Raw genomic sequence first — 22,972 nt, 5'->3', positions numbered from 1 at the left:
AAAGTCAATGCCGTTTTTAATTATTTATTTTGGTTCTTATTTAGTTGAAAGAGTATCTAGCTCCAATTTGCATTTGCCATCTTGATGATTGCAAACCAGCATCATCAATTTGATTGATATTCTTTGTAATATTTGGATTAAAATTGAATGTTGGCGTTGTACCATTTGCTAAGAATCCAGTGTGCTTAATAAGCAATAGTTGATCGTTTGTCATAAAGTATCTTCTTCCCCAGTTTTTGTTTAACAAGTTTGTAAAGTTAAAGATATCAGCTGTAAACTCTAATTTATGGCTTTTCTTATTAACATTTATTGAGAATTCTTGAGCAACTTTTACATCGATAACATGACTCCAATCTAAACGGTCTCCATTACGTTCTGCATATTTACCTCTTCTGCTATTTAAATATTTGTCATTAGAGATAAAATTATTAAGTGCTTCCCATTGTTGATCTGCCGTCATTGTTGCAGAAGGTGTGAAAACTATTTCATTTTTGTTTCTAGGAACATAAATTAAAGCTGAAGGTTGAAAAGTATCACGCAATAGGTTACCAGTGTCATCATAAACATAACTAAATGGTGTTCCCTGAGTACCTTCATAATAAAAACCAATCGTAGTTTTAATTGATTTATTCCATTTGAATTTTAAAGAAGAATTAGCAAGCACTCTTGACCCCTGATCAAAATCTGATCTAGACACTCCAGAAATTGCATTTGAACCGTTAACAGTTTCTATGAACTGCCATTGTGAACTGTTTTGTGAACTTGTTGCATCCATCCAAACATATGATTCCCCATAAGCATAAGTTGCTGAAATATTTGCATCAATGAAATCTGAGTAGAAGTTTTTAGCAACAGTAAAGTTTGTATTCCATGAACTTCCTGCTTTTTTATTAGATGCTAAATAAACACCTTGGTAAGTGTTATCTATACGAGCATTTCCATTGTATCTTGGTCTGTTATCTGCACCTGTTAAATTGATTGCAGGGTCAGCAATGTTTAAGTTTTGGTACTGGATTGAGTTAAGATTTTCATTCCAAATTGCTTCAGCCGATATAACCCAGCCAGATCCTAATTTTCTATCGAAGGCTAAACTAGTTTTTAAAACTTGTGGAAGCTTAAAATCTTTAGCAAATAAATCGACATTTCCACCCACTTTTCCACTTCCTGGCAATGGTCCTAACGCAACACCATTAGAATATAATTGGCTATCAACACTTGTGTTAGGATTGAAGTTTGGTGTAGGAGTACCAGCAGAGTTATTAATTAGGATACTATTTTGAGAAATACCATTATTATTATATGCTCCTCCTGGCCACACCAATGGAACTCTGGAAGTAAAGACACCAATACCTCCTCTAACCTGAGTTATTTTATCACCATCAACATCGTAGTTAAAACCAATTCTAGGTGAGAAATGTACTGTATTTTTAATTGCCTGACCAACCTTTGCACCTTTTAAATCTTTCCCTTTAGCTTCTAACAAGCCAATTGTTCTGGTATTAAAATCCTCATTCACAAGTCCATCATACCATACTGGCATATCGGCTCTAACACCAACATTTAAGCGAAAGTTGTCTGATACTCTGATATTGTCCTGAACATATAAACCAAATTGATTCATGTTAAAATCAGCAGCTCCATTAGAATCGTCTCCTGAACCACCAAATAATGAATATCCTAAACGGTAACGGTATGCCTTATAACCTAAATCTGGTCTCATAAACTCATTTAAGTTATTATAATCATACGCTCCAAAATTTCTATTGATAAATACATTTTTCGCATGAGATAGTTCATTGTGTGTACCAATTAAAATATTATGTCTACCAATATTAATTTCAAAATTGTCTGTGATAGTTAATACTCTTTGATTTAGCAAGTTTGCAGTTGAGCTTGCTTCAGATCCAAAAAAAATCGTTCCGGAACCATCTCTAATAGATACAGTTGGGAATGGATCTCCAGATGCATCTCTATCGTCATTTACAGTTGTGAATCCAACAACTAAGTTATTCGAGAATTTATTATTGAATCTAGTGTTTAATTCTAACGATGCCGAATTTGTAATAGATTCAAAAGTTTGAGCTCCGTTTAAGAAATTAATTGCAGTGCTTGAAGAACGGTTTGGAGAAAAGTTTATAGATTTTACATAACTATTTTTAATAGATAATTTATTGTTATCATTAATATTCCAGTCAATTTTTGCAATTAATTTATCACTTGTCAATGAAGCTTTATTATTTTGATATGACCCAGGATTATACCCATATGTATCAATTAAATATTTACTTAAAGCTTCTAATCCGTCTGCTTTTGTATTTCCTGTGTAATTTGCAATCTCAAAAGGCTGTGGTGTATCGTTTTCTTGTTTTTCATAGTTAATGAAATAGAACAATTTATCTTTTAAAATTGCTCCCCCTGCTCTAACACCATATGTTTGTGCCGTAAAATCAGCCAATCTGGTTCTTTCAATATCACTTCCGGAACGAGTTGGAGTTTTTCCTGCTAAAGATTGATCTCTGTATAAAAAGTAAGCAGAACCGTCAAAATTATTTGTTCCTGAACGTGTAATTGCACTAATCGCACCTCCCGCAAACCCTGATAATTTAACATCAAAAGGAGAAACACTTACCTGAAATTGCTCAATTGCATCTAATGAAATCGGGCTAACTCCTGTTTGACCTCCATTCGTACCATTGGCTGCTAATCCAAAAACATCGTTATTTACAGCTCCATCAATATAAATTGCATTAAATCTGTTATTTTGACCACCAATAGAAATTTGATCATCACCACGTAATTGCGCCTGAGGCGTAAGTCTCGCAAAATCAGCAATATTTCTTGATAATGAAGGTAATTCATTAATTTTATCGCGATCAATAACGGTTTGAGCTCCTGTTTTTTTAGAGTTAAACATTGGATCTTTTCTTCCAACTACAACTACTTCATTAAGTTCATTAGCCTCATCTTTTAAGCTTACTTTCAAGCTTTTAGAATCCCCTAATTGAAGATAAACCCCTGTTTCAGTATAGGTTTTAAAACCAACAAAAGTAACTTCAATTTTATAAGGACCACCTACACGCATGTTTGAAATCCTAAAATGACCATCAAAATCCGTGGTAGTTGAATAACGGCTCCCTGAAGCTTCATGAACAGCAAGTATTGTTGCTCCTGGAAGTGATTTGTTTTGAGAATCATTTACAACTCCGTTAATCGAAGAAGTAGTGTTACCTTGCGCATAAATATCTCCTGCATAAATAAATGCTAAAAGCATTAAGAGAAACTTTGACAATTTTTTCATCTGTTTTTTGTTATTTGTTTTTGGCAAAATTATAACATTTTAATCAGATAATGTTATCAAAGTGTTAAGAAACATGAGTTTTGTCTATTCTGTTAAGTATTAAAACGAATTTTCATTTTTTCATTAAATAAAAGAATGATTTTTTAAATTTAAACTGCTTATTTTTGTTAAAAACATAAAAAAACACAGCACATAAATCTGTTAAAGTTTCAAAAACAAGCATTTACACTATATTAATCTTACATTTTTAAACCAAAAAACGCCTTGATTTGCTCAAATCAAGGCGTTAGTAATTTAAAAAATTAACAGGAACTATTTCTTTATTTTAAAAAATGGTTAAGTAAAAAAGTTGTCGAACTATCGTGAGTTTTTACCGTTTTAGAATTAATTTCATCTAAAATTGAATTCGCCAATTGTTTTCCTAGTTCTACTCCCCATTGGTCAAAACTAAAAATGTTCCAAATTACTCCTTGTACAAAAATCTTATGCTCATACAACGCAATCAGAGATCCTAAACTTTTAGGAGTCAGTTTTTCAATCAGGATTGTATTGGTTGGCTTATTTCCTGTAAAAACTTTAAATGGCAGCAAATAAGACGCTTTTTCAGCAGCAAGTCCTTGTTTGTCAAACTCTGCCTGTACCTGCTCAGCAGTTTTTCCGTTCAGCAATGCTTCTGTCTGTGCAAAAAAGTTAGACATCAGTTTATCGTGATGATCTTTATTTCCGTATAATGGTTTTATGAAACCGATAAAATCAGTTGGAATTAATTTTGTTCCCTGATGAATCAACTGAAAAAAGGCATGCTGCGAATTTGTTCCAGGCTCTCCCCAGATAATAGTTCCGGTTTGATAGTTAACCGGTTTTCCGTCACGCCCAACACTTTTACCGTTGCTTTCCATTGTTGCCTGTTGCAGGTATGGAGCCAGTTTTTGCAAATATTGAGTGTACGGAATCAAAGCCTCACTTTCGGCACCATAAAAGTTATTGTACCAAACACTTAACAAAGCTAAAATTACCGGAATGTTTTGATCAAATTCTGCCGATTTGAAATGTTCGTCCATTTCATTAGCACCTTTTAGTAAGTCATTATAGTTATCAAAACCAACTGCCAAAGCGATGCTTAAACCAACTGCACTCCATAAAGAGAATCTTCCGCCAACCCAGTCCCACATTGGGAAAACGTTATCAGGATTAATTCCGAATTCGGTTACTTTTTGAATGTTAGTAGAAACCGCCACAAAATGTTTGGCTATATCTTCCTGAGAAGCTGATTTCAGGAACCATTCTTTTATGGTTTCTGAGTTCGATAATGTTTCCTGAGTAGTAAATGTTTTAGAAACAATTAAAAATAAAGTTGTTTCAGGATTTAATTTTTTGATCACCTCGTTCACATGGTCACCGTCTACATTAGAGACGAAATGTACATTTAAGTGATTTTTATAAAATTGCAGGGCTTCAACTGCCATTACAGGACCAAGATCCGAACCTCCAATACCAATATTTACGATATCTGTAAACGCTTTTCCGGTAAAACCCTTTCTTTCTCCTGAGATTACCTCGTTTGTGAAGTTTTTAATTTTATTTTTTACTTCGTAAACTTCCGAAATTACATTTTCTCCGTCTACTTTTATAACTGCCGATTCAGGCGCACGTAAAGCTGTATGCAAAACTGCTCTGTTTTCAGTCTGATTGATGATTTCTCCTCCAAAATAATCAGCAATCGCGTCTTTTAAACCAATTGTATTCGCTAATTCCAACAAAAGCGAAATAGTTTCCTCACTAATGTTGTTTTTAGAATAATCGACCAAAAAATCATTCCATTGCAAGTTGAATTTTGCGACACGATTATCATCTTGCAGAAATAATTCCTGTATTGTAGTGTTCTGAATTGCGTTAAAGTGGTTTTGCAGTTTTTTCCACGCTTCAGTCCCGGTTGGGTTTGTTGTGTTTAAAGCCATTTTTATAAAATTGTAGTTTTTTTAGAAATACAAAAATACTGAAATAACTATTTAATACTTCTTTACAGGGCAATTAGTTACGAAAACGATTTATGAGATAAATTAAGCATAACCTACTAAATCTTTATTTTTTTCCATTCGGCAACTAAATCTCCTTCCATATTTATATCTGATATCTCATAATATTCAAGGTGGTTTTTAGATGTTTTTCGAAATAGTTTTTTAAAGTCCTTGTCAATAAAATATTTATCATTTAAAACAAAAGAGAATGATTTGATTTCTTTCCATCCTGATTCTTTTAAACTATATATCGTAATAGCTTTGTATCTGCTTGCGCATGAAGAATAATACTCCGCTATCTCACTTTTTCCGTCTTCATCAATATCTCCAATATTAAGAATACTATACGGATGACAACAATTTGAATCAGTTAATATACGCGGAATCGAGTTATCTGTAAAATAATACGAATCACCTTCTTCACAATGATTCAGTGCATGTAAAACGAATACTGAATCAGCTTTATTATCTCCATTTAAATCTCCTAAATTATTAAATCCTTCAATATAAAATTCGTTAAACATTTTCTTTTGAAGTCTTAATGGATAACATCCTTTCTTTCTGCTTTCAGCCTCATACTTTGAAATATCTAATTTGAATTTTCTTCCAAGAATAGAATAATTTATGAACTGAATATCGTTCGACAAAATAGAATCTTTAGACGTTCCATATTTTATGGCTGCTAATTGCCACTCATAAGAAAGTTGATTTATAGGCTCTAAGAATACCTTTTTTGTTCCAGTTTTTTGTTCTATGTGTCTTTCTTCTATTTTTCTTTCACAAGACACTATTACGAGACAAATAATAAAAACGAAAAATCTTTTAATAAAGTTCATCATTATAACTACCAAATCTTCCACCACGGCTTTTTATTAATCTCAATGATCTTTTTATCCTTGTTGATCTCAATCCTTTTTGGTTCTTCCACTTTTATGGTTGCATCATCGAAAAACATTTCGCCCAGATCATTCATTCCAATTGGTGATTTTGTCCTTTCCTTCCAGTTTTCTGTTTGCAATTCCGGAATTAAAGGCGAATTTATTTTTGCATTAAATTTCTGTTTCGCTTTTTCTATTATTTCTTCTTCAATATTGGAAGTTGAATTCTTAAAAAGTGAAAGTGCATTATCCGGAATATGAAGCAGGAAAATCTGTGTCTTATTTTCGCTTTTTTGGATATACAAAACCTTAAAAAACGAAATCTCATCTAAAAGAAAATGACCAATTTTCGAAGAATCAGGATTAAATTTTGAAATATCTTTTGCATTTGCACTGGCAATTAAATACCTCAAATTTCCCGAAAGGCCACTGCCTATAGAAGTCATGTCGGTAAATCCTTTTTCCTTAATTATCTGTCCAACTTTATAATTCTCAATTAAGGTATCAGTCAGATTAGTATCTCTGTAAAAAAGTTTCAAATCTGAAAAAGTTTCATCAAGAGTTTCTTTAATACGTTTATTCTTCATTTTTTCTCTTGCTTTTAAGAATTGCTAAAGATTACCAATACTGTCTAACTCTCTTTTTAACGGTTCGATTTGTTTAAAAAAACGCTCTTTATAATTGCCGGCCAGAGATTCGCCGGTTGGTAAATTAAGTCGCAAGGCATCAACCTGAATTCCGTTTTTCCAGAATCGATAGCAAACGTGTGGACCTGAAGCCAAACCTGTGCTTCCAACAAGGCCTATCGTTTGGCCCTGATTAACACGCTGACCTCGGCGGACCAAAATTTTAGACATATGGAGATATTGAGTCGAATAAGTTCCGTTGTGTTTTACTTTTACAAAATTTCCGTTTCCGGCGGTATAACCTGTCTGCTCCACTGTTCCGGAAGCGGTTGTCGAAATTGGAGTTCCTCTGGGAGCCGCATAATCAGTCCCTTTATGTGCTTTCCAGGTATGCTGTACTGGATGAAATCTGTTCATTGTGAATCTTGAAGTAATTCGGCTAAACTTGATTGGTGTTTTTAAGAAGAAGTTTTTCAGCGTTTTTCCTTCATCGTCATAATATTCAATTTTTCCGGAAAGGGTATCTTTCTCAAACGGAAAAGCGTATACAATTTTTCCTTTGTATTCAAAAAAAGCAGCTTCGAGTTCCTCAACTCCATCGTATGTTTTACCATTTATAAAACGTTCGGTAAAAATTAGTCCGTAACGATCACCCTTCTTAAGTTTAAAAAAATCGATAGACCAGGAAAAGACTTTGGTAATTCTGCTGGCAAGAGCAGCCTCAACACTATTATTCCCTAAGGTTTCTGAAAGTGAGCTTTTTAAAACACCACCTATAATTTTTCGTTTGAGGGTAACGGGTTTTACTTTTTTATAAGCTTTTGCAATACTATCTCTAAAATCTACGACATAATAAGTAAGCGCATCTGGCTGATAAATAAAAACCTGCAGTTTATTGGTTTTATTTTTGGACCGAAGAATGGTATAAGGTTTATTGTAGCGAATAGTTCTGACACTAAAAGAATCTTTTACCTGCTCGACAATATCATAAACCTGTTTTTCTCCTATATTTTGACCCTGAATTATTGACCCGAAAGAATCCCCTTTTTGTACTGTATCATGGACGACATTAAAATCAGCGTAATTAAAACCAAACTCAACCTTTTTAGTTTTTGGTTTACTAATTTTAGCTTCAATTTTTTCTTCTGCTTTTTTACATGAAATAATTGAAAATAAGAGAATTACAATTACGAATGCTTTTTTCAAATTTTTATTTTTTTTCAGAAACTAAGCTCCTGGCTCATTTCCCCAATTAGACAATTCTTCTTCGCTCCACAATTTAGGAAAAAAGATGCGTCTTTGGTATTTTGGATGCATATATTTTTGCCAGTCGCTTCCACCTGTTGCTTCTCCGTTTCCTTTTCCGCTTTCCAGAATATATTTAATGGCTGTATTTAAATGCTGCATTACCCAGGTAATATTTACAGTATGGTCGTAATGACGCATTGCTTTGATCAATTCAGAATTTTGCTGATCTTCAACCGGCAACTGAGTAAACTTTTTCCAGATATTTTTAGTTTTGAAGTCTGCCATCTGACGCAGAAATTGTCCTTTATATTTCTTCTCAAATTCCTGCAGCAAATATGATTTTTCACCAGTATGATAATCTTTGCCTGCGGCCTGCCAATACAAATGTTCGAAAGAAGTTTCTAAATCGGTGTTTTCATCAAAATTAGCTTTATATCTTCTATCGGTTAAATTGATAACATCTGTTGAAGCAAATTCAATCATTCTATACTGAGCACTCTGGAAACCACTTGCCGGAGTCAAAGTGTTTCTAAATTTCATGTACTGATCTACCTCCATCCCGTTTTCCATAATACTGAATGAATTCGTCAACATATCAAAATAGCGGGTAATTCTGGAAAGTCTTTCGCTAAAAAAATCAACCTGTATATTTTCTGTATCTGCAATCTGATCAATTTCCCAAAGGATCATTTTAAAAATCAATTCATTGACCTGATGGTACATAATAAAGACCATTTCGTCAGGCAGGGTTGTTCTTTGTATTTGAAGATTTAAAAGAGCATCCGTCTGAATATAATCCCAGTAAGTGATTGGTTTTGACCAAAGCAAGCCTTCAAGCTGAACATCTGTTTTTTGATTTATAGCTTGAAATTTAAGATCAATTTCTTTTAGGATTGATTCAGAATTATCTGTGGTATTCATTATTTTTTTACTTTAAATGGATATTTTAATCCTTTATATTCGTCAATATCTGCCTTAAGTGAGCCTACTGCAAGATCCGCTTTTATTCTAACGGGAACTTTATTATTATCATCTGTTATCCAAAGCGTTACGCTTTCTTTTTCTTTAAAAACGCGGCCTGTTTGTACCAAAGGCTTAAAAACCATTGTTGCAACGGTGCCAAATTTAGTTGTAATATCCTGACGACCTATATATTTTAACTTAAATTTTGTGATCTCATCATCAAAAAACATATCGATTGTAATAGATTCGCCCGATTTTAATTTATCGATATTAGGGTGATTTCTTAAATAATAAAAAGACGAAATAATATCCTGTACCTCCTCTGTAACCACAATTGTTTTTTCGGTTTTACGCTTATAATCTTTTACTAAAACCCGATTTTGGGACTGGTTAAAAAAGCCTTCCTGATTTTTAGTATAACCTCCTTCATTAATTTTTCGAACATATCGATAAGGCTGATTTGTTTCTTTGTCAAAATAGCTTTCGTATAAATCTTCCACTTTAAAGAAAAATTTTGACATCCCGGTTGTATATCCTTTTCCCACTGCATGAAAGACTTTTTTGTTATTTACAACAGCATCTTTAACCTCAAGAGTAGCATAGCCTGCATTTACAATTCCGTAATGAATCCTGAATCTGAAATATTCTCCCACATCAAAGGAATCTTCTTTAAAGGTATCAAAACTTAGTGTGGTGAGAATTAATATGAATAGAACTAGTTTTTTCATAGTAAGATATTTGATCGTTTACTGCCACAAACGCAAATTTTATTCCAAATATACCAAAACAAAAAAACTCAGTCAACGAATGACTGAGTTTTTATGCTATTAACTAACCAAAAAACTATAAATTATGAAAATTTATATCAATTCGGAAGGAAACCACCCCTTCTCGATTTGCGAGTGCAAAGATAGACACAAAGTTTAAATAATAAATAGCAAAAAGTGAGTTTAACAAAACATTTGCATATAAATCATCAATTTATAGCGTGTTTTTTTACATAATGTAAAAAAAATGCATTTTCACAAAGTTCCTCTTAATTCCTGCTCTCTTTCAATAGATTCAAAAAGGGCTTTAAAGTTACCTGCACCAAAGCCTTTTGCCCCCATTCTTTGTATAATTTCGAAAAAAAGTGTCGGTCTGTCCTGCACTGGCTTAGTAAATATCTGCAACAGGTACCCATCTTCGTCAGCATCTACCATGATAGCTAATTCTTCGATTTGATTTAAATCTTCCTTCATCATCTCCATGTGCACCCCTAATCTTTCCGGAATTGCCTGATAATAAGTATGGGGTGGCGCAGATAAAAACTCAACACCTCTGGCTCTTAGTTGGGATACTGTTTTAATTATATCGTCTGTTGCAATGGCAATATGCTGGATACCTGGTCCTCCATAAAAATCTAAATATTCTTCGATTTGAGATTTTTTCTTTCCTTCAGCAGGTTCGTTAATTGGAAATTTAATTCTTCCATTTCCGTTAGACATTACTTTACTCATCAAAGCAGAATATTCTGTGGTGATTTGTTTATCATCAAAAGACAGGGAATTCACGAATCCCATAACGTCTTCGTAGAATTTTACCCAGGTATTCATTTCGTTCCAGCCTACATTTCCAACCATATGATCGATATATTTCAAGCCTGTTGGTTCTGGATTATAATCGGATTTCCATTCTTTATAACCTGGCAAGAAAACGCCATTATAATTTTTTCTCTCAACGAAAATATGAACCGTTTCGCCGTAAGTATAAATTCCGGAGCGAACCACCTGACCAAATTCATCTTCCTCAACCGTTGGCTCCATAAAAGAACGGGCGCCTCTTTTCATGGTTTCCTCATACGATTTTGTGGCGTCTTCAACCCAAAGCGCCGCCACCTTTACGGCATCTCCGTGTTTTTTCAAATGTTCGTTTATTGGAGAATCTGCTGTAAGAGGAGTTGTCAATACAATTCTGATTTTGTCCTGTTTTAAAACATAAGATGCTCTGTCTTTTACTCCGGTTTCTAATCCGGCGTAAGCCAATGACTGATATCCAAAAGCTGTTTTGTAATAATGCGCAGATTGTTTTGCATTTCCTACATAAAATTCGACATAATCTGTTCCTAATAATGGAAGGAAATCTTGTGCTCCTTCAAATATTTTCTCTAATCCGTATTCTACTGATTTTACTTGTTTCATAATTTAGATAATTTGTAAATGAGAAAATGAGATAATCCCTTAATTGAACTTAATTAGATTTAATTTTCTAATTGGCACATTGACTAATTACCTAATTCCTCTTAGATGTTGATATTATTTTATTTAAAATTTTTAAAATTTCTGACAATTGATTTAGCAGTTCTTTGCAATTGGGATAATCGTTATGCGCATCACACAAAAACAACCAATATTCAGTTTCGTCTGCTTCTTTAATGGCAATTTTTAATTTATGTATAAAGTCTGCTTTACTTTCGGCATTTTGTGATTCTTTTGAATTGGCTCCAATTGATGTTCCGCTTTTCAATAATTGATTTGCAATTACAAATTTCTTTTGATTTTGAAGTTCGGTTGTATAGTCAATTATATTTAATGCAAAATTGAATGTTTTTATTAATAGAGCGTTGTCTTTATATTTCTCGTTAAAGGTCATTTTTGTTAATTAGATAATTTGTAAATGTGTCAATGAGATAATTTATTTGTAAGTTTAAAATTACAATAATTAATTATCTAATTTACTAATTGACGTATTTAAAAATTTTCTAATTATCTCATTGACACATTGACTAATTATTCAACCCAGGATTTGTAATATTTTCCATCATCCAATCCCATAGCCTCTTCAGTAACCATAAGCGGTCTGAAAGTATCTACCATTACAGCCAATTCCTGAGTTTCTTTATGACCAATACTGCGTTCCATTGCGCCTGGCGCAGGTCCGTGTGGAATTCCTTTTGGGTGTAAAGTAATATGACCCTGCTCGATATTATTACGGCTCATAAAATCTCCGTCTACATAATACAGTACTTCGTCTGAATCTATATTGCTGTGATTGTATGGCGCCGGAATAGCTTTTGGGTGATAATCGTAAAGTCTTGGACAAAATGAACAAACAACAAAAGCTGCTGTTTCAAAAGTCTGATGTACCGGAGGCGGTTGATGAACACGTCCGGTTATAGGTTCAAAATTATGAATAGAGAATCCGTATGGAAAATTATATCCGTCCCAGCCCACAACATCAAAAGGATGTGTCGCATAAACTACCTCGTGAATCATGCCTTCTTTTTTGATTTTAATTAAAAAATCACCTTTTTCGTCGTGTGTTTCCAATTCGTTTGGCAAAATAAAATCGCGCTCGCAAAATGGCGAATGTTCTAAATGCTGGCCGGATTGATTTTTATAACGTTTTGGAGTATAAAAAGGAGAATAGGATTCTACGTAAAATAATCGATTTTCTTCTGTTTCGAAGTCGATCTGATAAATAATGCCTCGGGGAATAATTAAATAATCGCCATACTCAAACGGAATATTCCCTAACATGGTTCTTAATTTACCTTTTCCTTTATGGATGAAAAGCATTTCATCAGCATCGGCATTTTTATAGAAATAATTTCGAAGCGATTGTTTGGGTGCAGCTAATCCAATAATACAGTCTTTGTTGACTAACATTGCTTTTCGACTGTCTAAAAAATCGTTTTCAGACTTTAATTCGAACCCTTTAAAAAGTAATGATTTTATATTTTTCCCGATTGCAATTTTTGGTTCAACCGAATAGGAATTTAAAATTTCTTTGACCTGAGTTGGTCTGTGTACGTGATATGACAATGACGAATGTCCGTGAAAACCTTCGGTTCCAAACAATTGTTCGTAGTAAAAACCTCCGTTTGGTTTTTCAAATTGGGTGTGTCGTTTTTGCGGAAAGTCTCCGAGTTTATGATATAATGGCATGGCTTTTCAATTAGATAATTTATAAATTAGATAATTCGAAAATTAGAATTGTGTGAACAGATAATCTGATCATTTTTTGAATGATCCAAATTATCTCAATTCGGCCGTTTTACTCAGGATTTCTCTTGATAAGGAATTGAAGATACTCTAATAAACCTGTCCATTTTGTTTTCATTACAACAAATATCGTAATTTTTATTGATTTAAATTACAAATTAAAATGAAAATCCAATATTAAACCAAGTATGTCCTTTTGGGTTTTCCGGTGACCATGAATACTTTATTTCTATAGGTCCAATAATGGTTTCTAAACCATAACCCACTGCATAACCGGAATATTTAGGCATATCAATCCAGTCTACTGTACTAAAAAGATTGTCACCCAGATTGGCATAATTGGCAGAAAAATTAAGATGATTCTTTCTGAATATTTCATAATCAAAAGTTATCCCTGCTTTTATATAGCTATTACCGGAAATACTCAGAAAATCATATCCATAAAAGTAATTAAAGTTATTTACCTTGCTGTAGCCATATCCACCTAATATATAATCAAAAAATGGCACGCTGTCATCGCCAAATGTAAAGCCTGCATCTGACTGGAATTTTATTGTAGCTCTGTTAAAAATGGTTCTTGCAATTCCGATTTCGGCTTTTGCAGTAGAAAAAGGATTAAACTGATGTGTATAATTGGATGAAGCTAAATAAGTTTGAACATCACCCGAGAAATACCAGCCTGATCTGGGAAAGCTTTTGTTATCAAAAGAGTCGTATTTTAAATATCCAAAAACACTAAAATAATTACTTTCATCAATTGTTGAATTGGTATCTAATGTAGGCGATTTTATTTTTAGAAACTTATATTCCAATCCCCCACCCATAAGGAATTTTTGCACAAAAATAGTTTGAAAATAAGCCTGATTAGAGATATCTATAAAATCTACATTAATTAGATTGTCACTTAAATTTCCTACAGTTTGATTGCTGATACTCTCTGTTACATTTCGATTAAACTGATTAAGTCGGGAGTTAAAGCCAAAACTGATATTAAAACCATTTTCGACATAATAATTAAAATCGTACCTAAAATTATCTCCCAGAATAATGTCTAGTGAAGTATTATCGTTTTTTAAAAATGTCTTCCTATGAGTCAGATTTACTAAAACAGCACTTTTGTAAAGTCCGTCATAGTGCAGTCCCAGCTTTAGATAGGTATGCGTAGGATTTTCTTTCAGGACAAGATTCAAATCATCTTTATTGCCGTTTGGCTCAAGAGAATAGGAAATTGCGCTGAAATTGTGTGTTGCATCTATATTATTTATTCCTACGCGCAGATCTTCATACGTTATCGTACTGGATGGTTTAAAACGGAGCTTACTTGTTATATACTCTTTCGTATAATCTCTTAGCTTTGTATTGTTTATTTTTTCTATTTCAAGAGTATCCGAAGCTATTTTTAATTTGGGTTTTTTATAAAAATGTTGTTCGTCTGCCAAAGTTTTAATTTTTTCATAAACCTCAAATGTGGCATCTTCTCCTCTTCTGATTATTTCTCCGCCACGATCAAATGAAATAACCCCGAAATCACGAATATCCGGTTTAATATAAATATCAGTATCTGCCCTTTTTCCTTTCATTTTTTCGATAGACTGCAGATTGGTAATCTGAACCAGGATACGGGTAGCGTTTTTTAGTCCTTTACGGCTTAGTAAATCATCCTGTACATCAACTCCAATGATAATATCAGCCCCTAAATTGCGAACTTCCTTAATAGGATAATTATTAACAACTCCCCCGTCTACCAATAACTTTCCATCGACCTCTACAGGAGAAAACAATGAAGGGAAGGCGGCACTGGCCACCATGGCCTGAGCCAGATTACCTTTGTTGAGCAAAACTTCTTCGCCGGTTTCAATATTAGTTCCTATACATAAAAAAGGAATCGGCAATTGATTAAAATCCCTTACGTGACGAACATTTCTGGTTAAGCTGCTCAATAAATTATAATTGTACATTCCTTTTGAAAGTGCTTCGGGAATACCTACTCTTAAATTACTAAAAGGCAAAACAATGGCGTATAGTTCGTCATTTTTCTTGCCATAAAAATTTTTGGATCCTCTGGGAATATAATCATTAATTAGTTCATCAAAATTGGTTCTCTTAAAAATCGAATCAATTTGCTCTGCATTATATCCTGTTGCATAAAGCCCTCCAATTACAGCACCCATACTGGTTCCGCCAATATAATCAATTTTTATTCCTGCTTGTTCCAACACCTTTAATACACCAATATGAGCAAAGCCTTTTGCTCCTCCACCACTTAGAACCAAACCAATTTTTGGTCTTTTTATACTATCCGTCTTTTTTTCCTGTGAAAAAGATTTTTGTGAAAGAAGTGCTAAAAGTATTAAAAACACTAATGCTCTGTCCCAGACAGGAATGAAAAACCGGGAGAAACAAAAAGCTATTTTCCCCAGTAAAAAAAAAGCGATCACCAAAGCTCCTTTTTTTACTGCAGAAAAAAAACTGTTAGGCCGGGTATTTGAAATGGATAACTGGATTAGGCGCATAAAAAAGGTACTAATTTGTTTTGTAAAAGTCGACAATTTTTTTGGCTTTTGATACACCCACAATATCAGATATTTCTTTTTCAGTAGCCAATTTTAATCTTTTAACACTTTTGAAATGTTGAATTAACGCAAGCATTGTTTTTTCGCCAATACCCGGAATACTTTCTACAGAAGAATTAAGAGCTGCTTTGCTGCGTTTGTCACGATGAAAAGTGATCCCGAACCGGTGTGCTTCGTTTCGTAATTGCTGGATTACTTTTAATGTTTCGGATTTTTTATCTAAATATAACGGAATCGAATCACCGGGATAAAACAGTTCTTCTAGTCGTTTCGCAATTCCGATAATAGCAATTTTACCACGCAATCCCAGTTCGTCAATACTTTTAAGTGCAGCGGATAACTGTCCTTTTCCACCGTCTATGATAATCAGTTGTGGAAGCGGTTCGTTTTCGTCTAACAATCTTTTGTAACGGCGATATACAATCTCGGTCATTGAAGCAAAATCATCAGGTCCTACGACGGTTTTTACATTAAAATGTCGGTAATCTTTCTTGCTTGGCTTTCCGTCTTTAAAAACAACACAGGCTGCAACTGGATTGGTTCCCTGAATATTTGAGTTATCAAAACATTCTATATGTCTGGGTTCAGCCTGCAAACGCAGATCTTTTTGCATTTGCGCCATGATACGGTTAACATGTCTGTCCGGATCAACAATTTGCAATTGTTTTAATTGTTCAATTCGATAAAACTTGGCATTTCGGACTGACAAATCGAGAATTTGTTTTTTGTCGCCTAATTGCGGAACGGTAACTTTTATATTTTCGCCTAAATCTACATCAAACGGAACAATTACTTCTTTTGATAATAACTGAAAACGCTCCCTAAGTTCGATTATCGCCAGTTCCAGTAATTCTTCATCAGTTTCGTCCAGTTTTTTCTTGATTTCCATGGTATGCGAACGAATAATCGACCCATGAGAAATTTGTAAAAAGTTCACATAAGCAGCACTTTCGTCAGATACAATTGAAAAAACATCGATGTTGGTAATTTTCGGATTTACAATAGTTGATCTCGATTGATAGTTTTCCAGAATTTCTATTTTTTCCTTAATTTTCTGTGCTTCCTCAAAACGCAAATCCTGGGCATATTGGTTCATTAAACGCTTAAAATCCTTCATGCTTTCCTTGAAATTTCCTTTTAAAATTTCTCTGATTGCATCAACTTGTCTCTGATAATCTTCTAATGATTCTATTCCTTCACAAGGCCCTTTGCAATTTCCAATATGATATTCAAGACATACTTTAAATTTACCGGAATTGATATTTGATTCGCTCAAATCGTAATTACAAGTCCTTAACGGATAAAGTTCTTTGATTAAATCCAGAATGGTGTAGACCATTTTGAAATTCGTGTACGGACCAAAATATTCAGATCCGTCTTTTATCATTCTTCGGGTTAAAAATATTCTGGAAAAAGGTTCTCTTTTAATACAAATCCAAGGGTAGCTTTTATCATCACGAAGCAGTACATTATAACGGGGCTGTAACGTTTTGATCAGGTTATTTTCTAATAAAAGTGCATCTGTTTCGGTAGGAACAACGATATGTTTGATAGTTACAATTTTCCTGACCAGTACATTTGTTTTCTTCGTGTCGTGAATTTTATTAAAATAAGAAGAAACCCTTTTCTTTAAGTTTTTTGCTTTTCCAACATACAATATCTTTCCCTCTTTATCATAATATTGATACACTCCAGGGTTGTCCGGAAGGGTTTGAATTTGAAGTTCTAAAGACGGTATTTGCATTATATTTGTTTCTGAAGATGTAAAAAGTATTGTCAAAAATCATTCCGATTCAAATCGGAAAGCTTAACAATGAAATCTTTTCAAATTTACGAAATCAAAAGAATAATTTCTATATTTAGATTTTATAATTCGACATGAAAAACAACGCCCCAATAGTTCTTTTTGGCGAATCGATTTTGCCCGGAGAAAACAAAACGATAAATGTAGAAATCGCCAGATTACACACTACAACCAAACTTAATATTCCGATTATAGTTCGGCGTTCTAAAATTGACGGACCCGTAGTTTTGTTCTCGGCCGGAATTCATGGCGATGAAATAAACGGTGTCGAAATTGTCCGCCAAATCATCAGTAAAAAAATCAATCGTCCAACGAGAGGAACTATTATCTGCATTCCGATTATCAATATTTACGGATTTGTAAATAAATCGAGGGAATTTCCCGATGGCCGCGACCTGAACCGTGTTTTTCCCGGAAGCAAAAAAGGCTCTCTTGCCAGCCGGTTTGCTTTTCATATCACCAATCAGGTATTGCCTCTTATTGATTATGCGGTAGATTTTCATGCAGGAGGAGCAAGTCGATTCAACGCTCCTCAGATTAGAATTACAGAAAACAATCCCGAATTAAAGCTTTTGGCTGATGTTTTTGATGCTCCGTTTACATTGTATTCTAAAAACATTAATGGTTCTTTTAGAAATACTTCTGAAAAAGCCAATGTCAAAATGTTACTTTTTGAAGGCGGAAAATCATTGGACATCAATGATCCAATTGCTAATGAAGGTGTTAAAGGAGTCAAACGTTTGCTTCATTATCTCAATATGCTCGACCCAAAAAACATAGTTGAAAAAGCTGATTTCCCATCTATCTATATTAAAAATTCCGTTTGGTTACGGGCAAAACAGTCAGGATTATTACACGATTATAATATGATCAGTAAATTTGTTACTAAAGGAACTATTTTAGCCATTATTACTGATCCGTTTGGTAAATTCGAGCAAAAAGTAAAAGCACCACATGACGGTTTTGTCATTAACGCCAATCATTCACCAATTGTTTATGAAGGTGATGCTATTTACCATATCTCTAAAAATGTAGATGAAAATGCCGACGACTAAAAAAGAACTGCGATTACATTATAAAAACCTCCGAAAAGAACTTACTGAGGAAAATATTGAAGAAAAAAGCCTTGAAATAAGTAATCAATTGATCTCCTTACCTATTTGGGACAAAACGTATTATCATGTTTTTCTTCCAATACAGGAACAAAAAGAAGTAAATACCGAGTTTATTCTGCATCTGCTTTCCGGAAAAGATAAAGAAATTGTGATTTCAAAAAGTGATTTTGAAACCCGAATCATGTCGCACTTTTTACTGACAGATAATACCAAAATCAAGAAAAACGAATACAATATTCCGGAACCTGTAAATGGCTTACCGGTTCCTTCTCAAACTATTGATGTCGTTTTTGTACCGCTTTTAGCTTTCGATATTTTTGGAAACCGTATTGGCTACGGAAAGGGATTTTATGATAAATTTTTAGCAGAATGTAACCCTGAAACCATCAAAATCGGCCTTTCCTTTTTTGAAGCTGTAAGCCAGATTGATGATGTATTTGAATCGGATATAAAACTGGATTATTGTGTGACGCCTGAAAAAATTTATAGGTTTTGAAATCCGAGACAAACCAGCAAATAACGGTTATTTATAGAAAAAAATGTATAACACAGAACCAAGCAAATATTCAACTGATTTTTATAGGTTTTTAAAAAACAAAGATGACAACAGGATAAGTTTAAAAAAATTATTCTGCTATATTATTGCTGTCATTATAATTGTAGCAATTGGACAAACCATTGTTGAAAATTCTGATCCTTATAAATCAGAAAATATCGAAAATGAAAAATTTATTAAGGCAGAAATTAAACCACAAATAATTTTTGATACGATTACAGTTCCGATGAAACAAACTTTTTTTAAAACTTATTTTGCTATTCAATTGATAGATGGTTCAATATATCGTCTAAATTTAATAAATAGTAAAAATGAAAATAAGATAGTAAAAAATGTAATTATTGAAAAAAAAGCTAATGATAAGACATTTGAAATAATCAATAAAAACATTCGGTATAAATTCAAAATAAGTGAACTGGATAATTTTGGAGAAAGAATATTCGTTTTTTTTGCATCAATATTTTTCTGCATTATTGGCATTCCACTTTGGTTAAACAAGAACGAATTAGAAAAAGAATATGAAAAAAAAACCGTTACCGCTAATAGCAGTTTTTAATCTATTTCACCATAATCCCTTCAACAAAAAGAATCGGCACCTCTTCCGTATTGTTTTCGTTGATTAAGTTTGATTTGAAGATGAACTTTTTATCGTACAAGGTATTTCCGATGAAGAAAGTGACAATAAATTCGTTGTTTAAAACCAAAAGACTCTTTTCGATCATTTCGATTTTTACAACAGAAACCGCCGGAACCTCAACAAATGCATGACGAAGAATAGATGTTTTTTTCATTTCTCCATCAATAGTTCCAAAAGCTTTAGAAACTACCATCACACTATCTAAATTAAAATCGCTGTCGTTTACCAAATAAGCATACCACACTTTTTCCATAAAATCGTCGCTCCATTCCTGAACAGCGGCTAAGAATACGTTTTCTACTTCGGGGATTGTAATATCTTTTTTCATATTAGTCAAAAGTTATAAAGTCAAAAGTCGAAAGTCCCAAACTTTGAGACTTTCGACTTTTGACTTTCGACTTAATTATATATTTGCTTTAAATTGCTCTAAGAAACGAACATCATTTTCGTAAAACATACGGATATCACCTATTTGGTATAAAAGCATCGCAATACGCTCTACTCCCATTCCGAAAGCAAAACCATTGAATTCATCAGGATTGATGTCACAGTTTTTAAGAACGTTTGGATCTACCATTCCGCAGCCTCCAATTTCCAGCCAGCCGGTTCCTTTTGTGATACGATAATCCGTTTCGGTTTTTAAGCCCCAGTAGATATCAATTTCGGCACTTGGTTCTGTAAACGGAAAGTATGACGGACGTAGACGAATCTTAGATTTCCCGAACATTTCTTTGGTAAAATAAAGCAATGTCTGTTTCAAATCTGCGAAAGAAACATCTTTATCAATGTACAATCCTTCTACCTGATGGAAAATACAGTGAGAACGTGACGAAATAGCTTCGTTACGAAACACACGCCCAGAAGAAATGGTACGGATTGGCGGTTTGTGATTTTCCATATAACGTACCTGAACAGATGATGTATGCGTACGCAACAGCACATCAGGATTGGTCTGAATGAAAAAGGTATCCTGCATATCACGTGCCGGATGGTATTCAGGTAAGTTCAATGCAGTAAAATTATGCCAGTCGTCTTCGATTTCCGGACCTTCAGAAACGTTGAAACCAATGTTGGCAAAAATATCTATAATTTGATTTTTAACAATCGAAATAGGATGACGTGAACCAATGATTACAGGTTCAGGCGAACGCGTTAAGTCTCCAAAAAAGCCTTTTACTTCTTCCTTACTTTCAAGCTCTTCCTGAATCGCTTTTACTCTTTCTTCAGCAACCGATTTTAGGGTATTCATTACTTGACCAAAATCTTTTTTCTGGTCATTCGGAATATTTCTGAACTCATTAAAAAGCTCTCGTACCAAACCTTTACTTCCTAAATATTTAACACGGAACTTCTCTAAAGATTCTTTATTTTTATCATTAAAGGCTTTAGCTTCCTCGATATGTTCTTTTATCTTGTCTATCATTTCCATTCTACAATTGAGGGTACAAATTTAAGGAAAAAAGTCAGATATTAGGTGTGAGAAGTCAGAAGTATTTCTAAAGCTTAAGAATATCTTCAATCTTAATGCAAAATTGCTCTTTTCTCACTATTTTATCACACTAATTTTCCCTTCTATTTCCTTAATTCGTTTTATCCAGTAATCTATTCCCTCTTGATTTTTAACTGACTCTTTGTTATAATTAGACGAAACTTTACTTAATTCAATCCAGTTTTTAGTCGAGTCCCGATCTTTTTCACTTTTAGTTGATGGTTCTACTCTTGTACGCCAAAAATCGATATTTTTAAAATAAGTTTGTTTTAACTCTTCAAAATACTCTATTAGTTTTTCTTTTGAATTTGGAATATATCCCGGTCCACTGCATCCACAGGAATGAAATGTAATTCCTACTGAATAAAGACTTCCCAAATGTTTCCATTTTTTAAAATCGTCCTTTTTTGGTGATTCAAAATCAAGTCCCATATCTGCCATTAATCCTCTACAGTCCGGGCATTTGGCTTCAAAAACAAAGCTTTCTTCATTTTTTACATCCTTTCTGAATCTTCTTTTGAATGTTTTCCGACAGTTAAAGCAGACATAATGAGGCTTATACTGGGTCATTCCATATCTACACATTCTCAGGTCTTTTTATTTGATCCAAAATTGCAATTTGAAATCAATTTTTACTCAATCAATTCTCTTTCCAAAAAATAATTTACAATCGCTTCTTTCATCAAAACGGATTGTTCACCTGCTTTTAATGGCGGCAGTTCTTCTTTTACTTTGTAATGTGGCCAGCCTTCGTCATCAAAATATTCGAATTCATAAAACCCGTAAGGTTCTAATAATCGACAAATGGCAATGTGCATCAGGTTCAGTTTTTCATCTTTTTTGAATTCCCGGTGCACTTTGCCAAGTTCCTGAACTCCAATAAGGTAAATTATGGCATCCAAATCTAAATCTTCCCCTTGCGAAAACTGATTGGACAATATATTAACGAGCTTTTCCCAACGCTCTTTTAGTTGTGTATCTCTGGACATTATGATTTGTGATTTGTGATTTTAGACTGTATATTTCAGATTGCTTCAAATCTGATTCTGTTTTAAACTCTAAAATTATTGCTGCAAAGATACGGAGTTGAAATTTGAGAACATATCCCTGATAAATTCTTTTATATTTGCGCCTCATTAAAATAACGTTAATTATGAGTTTTTTCGATATGCTTTTAGGAGCACTTTTGGCCTTCAGTTTATACAAGGGCATCAAAAATGGTCTTTTTGTAGAAGTTGCTTCTTTTATTTCTTTACTGTTAGGAATTTATATAGCCATTAAATTCTCTTCTCTTCTAAAAAACATTATTGTAAAATATGTTTCATGGAATCCGAACACGGTTCAGGTTACAGCTTTTATCCTGACTTTTATTTTAGTGGTAATAGGCGTTTATTTCTTAGCCAAAATTTTAACCGGAATAGCTGATTTTGCTTATTTGGGATGGATCAACAAATTGGGCGGAGGCTTTTTCAGAGTTTTGAAAACCGTTTTGATCGTAAGTATTTTTATTTCACTGTTTGAAAAAATAAACTTCAACCAGACTTTTGCCAAAAAACAAACTTTAGACCATTATATTTTTTATAATCCGATTAAAAAAATAGCGGCTTTTGTATATCCTTCGATTGAAAAAGGATATGAAAAATTGAAAAAAGCGAATGCTGAAAAGTCTGTAGAAAAAGAATAGTGCTATAAATACCATTATCATCCTGAACGGAGTCAAGGCTTTTTAAATATTAATGGGCTTCGACTCCGCTCAGCCTGACACATCATTAATCCTTACTTTT

20 protein-coding genes are annotated in these 22,972 nt (G+C 33.5%); 4 read left to right on the top strand and 16 right to left on the bottom strand.

Annotated elements, in window-relative coordinates; genetic code table 11:
- Positions 1-40 precede the first annotated feature (40 nt).
- The 12 genes from JE46_RS09675 to uvrC all read right to left on the bottom strand — a co-directional run bounded on the left by JE46_RS09675 (position 41) and on the right by uvrC (position 17,331).
- Complete coding sequence (locus tag JE46_RS09675; RefSeq protein ID WP_236010637.1) at positions 41-3,271, bottom strand: TonB-dependent receptor; 3,231 nt, start codon at positions 3,269-3,271, stop codon at positions 41-43.
- Between the two features lie 347 nt (positions 3,272-3,618).
- Complete coding sequence (gene pgi, locus JE46_RS09670; protein ID WP_031455075.1) at positions 3,619-5,256, bottom strand: glucose-6-phosphate isomerase; 1,638 nt, start codon at positions 5,254-5,256, stop codon at positions 3,619-3,621.
- 116 nt (positions 5,257-5,372) lie between these two features.
- Entirely contained in the window at positions 5,373-6,104 is a 732-nt protein-coding gene (locus tag JE46_RS09665) for a hypothetical protein (protein ID WP_031455074.1), read from the bottom strand.
- A 56-nt stretch (positions 6,105-6,160) separates the two neighbouring features.
- Entirely contained in the window at positions 6,161-6,781 is a 621-nt protein-coding gene (locus JE46_RS09660; RefSeq protein WP_031455073.1) for a hypothetical protein, read from the bottom strand.
- A gap of 24 nt (positions 6,782-6,805) precedes the next feature.
- Positions 6,806-8,026, bottom strand: coding sequence for a M23 family metallopeptidase (locus JE46_RS09655; protein WP_031455072.1), 1,221 nt, complete (start codon positions 8,024-8,026; stop codon positions 6,806-6,808).
- Positions 8,027-8,047: 21 nt separating this feature from the next.
- The gene (locus JE46_RS09650) at positions 8,048-8,989 is read right to left on the bottom strand and encodes a tryptophan 2,3-dioxygenase family protein (RefSeq protein WP_031455071.1); all 942 of its coding nucleotides are present in this window, start codon (positions 8,987-8,989) and stop codon (positions 8,048-8,050) included.
- Positions 8,989-9,759: a DUF3108 domain-containing protein gene (locus JE46_RS09645; RefSeq protein WP_031455070.1), complete on the bottom strand. Its 771-nt coding sequence runs from the start codon at positions 9,757-9,759 to the stop codon at positions 8,989-8,991. Before JE46_RS09645 ends, JE46_RS09650 begins: the two co-directional genes overlap by 1 nt.
- A gap of 294 nt (positions 9,760-10,053) precedes the next feature.
- Positions 10,054-11,214 (bottom strand): 4-hydroxyphenylpyruvate dioxygenase, encoded by a 1,161-nt coding sequence (gene hppD / locus JE46_RS09640; RefSeq protein ID WP_031455069.1) that lies wholly within the window; start codon positions 11,212-11,214, stop codon positions 10,054-10,056.
- An 88-nt stretch (positions 11,215-11,302) separates the two neighbouring features.
- Positions 11,303-11,662 (bottom strand): four helix bundle protein, encoded by a 360-nt coding sequence (locus JE46_RS09635; RefSeq protein ID WP_031455068.1) that lies wholly within the window; start codon positions 11,660-11,662, stop codon positions 11,303-11,305.
- A gap of 137 nt (positions 11,663-11,799) precedes the next feature.
- Positions 11,800-12,957 carry a homogentisate 1,2-dioxygenase gene (locus JE46_RS09630; protein ID WP_031455067.1) on the bottom strand — a complete coding sequence of 386 codons (1,158 nt, stop codon included), beginning with the start codon at positions 12,955-12,957 and terminating at the stop codon, positions 11,800-11,802.
- Positions 12,958-13,172: 215 nt separating this feature from the next.
- On the bottom strand, positions 13,173-15,527 hold the full coding sequence (locus tag JE46_RS09625) for a patatin-like phospholipase family protein (protein ID WP_083480871.1): 2,355 nt from the start codon (positions 15,525-15,527) through the stop codon (positions 13,173-13,175).
- 10 nt (positions 15,528-15,537) lie between these two features.
- On the bottom strand, positions 15,538-17,331 hold the full coding sequence (uvrC, locus tag JE46_RS09620) for an excinuclease ABC subunit UvrC (RefSeq protein WP_031455065.1): 1,794 nt from the start codon (positions 17,329-17,331) through the stop codon (positions 15,538-15,540).
- 134 nt (positions 17,332-17,465) lie between these two features.
- On the opposite strand from uvrC, the gene JE46_RS09615 reads away from it, so the two are divergent.
- From JE46_RS09615 to JE46_RS09605, 3 genes are read left to right on the top strand one after another with little or no spacing between them, the layout of a single operon-like run.
- Complete coding sequence (locus tag JE46_RS09615) at positions 17,466-18,446, top strand: succinylglutamate desuccinylase/aspartoacylase family protein (RefSeq protein ID WP_031455064.1); 981 nt, start codon at positions 17,466-17,468, stop codon at positions 18,444-18,446.
- Positions 18,433-19,002: a 5-formyltetrahydrofolate cyclo-ligase gene (locus JE46_RS09610; RefSeq protein WP_031455063.1), complete on the top strand. Its 570-nt coding sequence runs from the start codon at positions 18,433-18,435 to the stop codon at positions 19,000-19,002. Before JE46_RS09615 ends, JE46_RS09610 begins: the two co-directional genes overlap by 14 nt.
- A 43-nt stretch (positions 19,003-19,045) precedes the next feature.
- The gene (locus JE46_RS09605) at positions 19,046-19,618 is read left to right on the top strand and encodes a hypothetical protein (RefSeq protein ID WP_031455062.1); all 573 of its coding nucleotides are present in this window, start codon (positions 19,046-19,048) and stop codon (positions 19,616-19,618) included.
- A gap of 1 nt (position 19,619) precedes the next feature.
- On the opposite strand, the gene JE46_RS09600 is transcribed toward JE46_RS09605, so the two are convergent.
- The 4 genes from JE46_RS09600 to JE46_RS09585 all read right to left on the bottom strand — a co-directional run bounded on the left by JE46_RS09600 (position 19,620) and on the right by JE46_RS09585 (position 22,177).
- Positions 19,620-20,027, bottom strand: a complete 408-nt coding sequence (locus tag JE46_RS09600) for a hypothetical protein (protein ID WP_031455061.1) — start codon at positions 20,025-20,027, stop codon at positions 19,620-19,622.
- Between the two features lie 75 nt (positions 20,028-20,102).
- A complete protein-coding gene (locus JE46_RS09595) occupies positions 20,103-21,122 on the bottom strand; it encodes a phenylalanine--tRNA ligase subunit alpha (protein ID WP_031455060.1) in 1,020 nt (339 codons plus the stop codon).
- A 123-nt stretch (positions 21,123-21,245) separates the two neighbouring features.
- Positions 21,246-21,773: a hypothetical protein gene (locus tag JE46_RS09590; protein WP_031455059.1), complete on the bottom strand. Its 528-nt coding sequence runs from the start codon at positions 21,771-21,773 to the stop codon at positions 21,246-21,248.
- Positions 21,774-21,820: 47 nt separating this feature from the next.
- Positions 21,821-22,177, bottom strand: a complete 357-nt coding sequence (locus tag JE46_RS09585; RefSeq protein ID WP_031455058.1) for a hypothetical protein — start codon at positions 22,175-22,177, stop codon at positions 21,821-21,823.
- Positions 22,178-22,341: 164 nt separating this feature from the next.
- Between JE46_RS09585 and JE46_RS09580 the strand changes: the two genes are divergently transcribed.
- Positions 22,342-22,872: a CvpA family protein gene (locus JE46_RS09580; RefSeq protein ID WP_031455057.1), complete on the top strand. Its 531-nt coding sequence runs from the start codon at positions 22,342-22,344 to the stop codon at positions 22,870-22,872.
- Positions 22,873-22,972: the final 100 nt, after the last annotated feature.

Source organism: Flavobacterium chungangense LMG 26729 (assembly GCF_000735715.2).
GTDB lineage: Bacteria > Bacteroidota > Bacteroidia > Flavobacteriales > Flavobacteriaceae > Flavobacterium > Flavobacterium chungangense.
This window is presented reverse-complemented; position numbering and strand designations above follow the sequence as displayed.

Coding starts and splice junctions, on each gene's coding strand:
- JE46_RS09675 (WP_236010637.1), bottom strand. CDS start 3,271: ATGCTTTTAGCATTTATTTATGCAGGAGATATTTATGCGCAAGGTAAC.
- pgi (WP_031455075.1), bottom strand. CDS start 5,256: ATGGCTTTAAACACAACAAACCCAACCGGGACTGAAGCGTGGAAAAAA.
- JE46_RS09660 (WP_031455073.1), bottom strand. CDS start 6,781: ATGAAGAATAAACGTATTAAAGAAACTCTTGATGAAACTTTTTCAGAT.
- JE46_RS09650 (WP_031455071.1), bottom strand. CDS start 8,989: ATGAATACCACAGATAATTCTGAATCAATCCTAAAAGAAATTGATCTT.
- JE46_RS09645 (WP_031455070.1), bottom strand. CDS start 9,759: ATGAAAAAACTAGTTCTATTCATATTAATTCTCACCACACTAAGTTTT.
- JE46_RS09635 (WP_031455068.1), bottom strand. CDS start 11,662: ATGACCTTTAACGAGAAATATAAAGACAACGCTCTATTAATAAAAACA.
- JE46_RS09630 (WP_031455067.1), bottom strand. CDS start 12,957: ATGCCATTATATCATAAACTCGGAGACTTTCCGCAAAAACGACACACC.
- JE46_RS09625 (WP_083480871.1), bottom strand. CDS start 15,527: ATGCGCCTAATCCAGTTATCCATTTCAAATACCCGGCCTAACAGTTTT.
- uvrC (WP_031455065.1), bottom strand. CDS start 17,331: ATGCAAATACCGTCTTTAGAACTTCAAATTCAAACCCTTCCGGACAAC.
- JE46_RS09615 (WP_031455064.1), top strand. CDS start 17,466: ATGAAAAACAACGCCCCAATAGTTCTTTTTGGCGAATCGATTTTGCCC.
- JE46_RS09610 (WP_031455063.1), top strand. CDS start 18,433: ATGCCGACGACTAAAAAAGAACTGCGATTACATTATAAAAACCTCCGA.
- JE46_RS09605 (WP_031455062.1), top strand. CDS start 19,046: ATGTATAACACAGAACCAAGCAAATATTCAACTGATTTTTATAGGTTT.
- JE46_RS09600 (WP_031455061.1), bottom strand. CDS start 20,027: ATGAAAAAAGATATTACAATCCCCGAAGTAGAAAACGTATTCTTAGCC.
- JE46_RS09595 (WP_031455060.1), bottom strand. CDS start 21,122: ATGATAGACAAGATAAAAGAACATATCGAGGAAGCTAAAGCCTTTAAT.
- JE46_RS09590 (WP_031455059.1), bottom strand. CDS start 21,773: ATGTGTAGATATGGAATGACCCAGTATAAGCCTCATTATGTCTGCTTT.
- JE46_RS09585 (WP_031455058.1), bottom strand. CDS start 22,177: ATGTCCAGAGATACACAACTAAAAGAGCGTTGGGAAAAGCTCGTTAAT.
- JE46_RS09580 (WP_031455057.1), top strand. CDS start 22,342: ATGAGTTTTTTCGATATGCTTTTAGGAGCACTTTTGGCCTTCAGTTTA.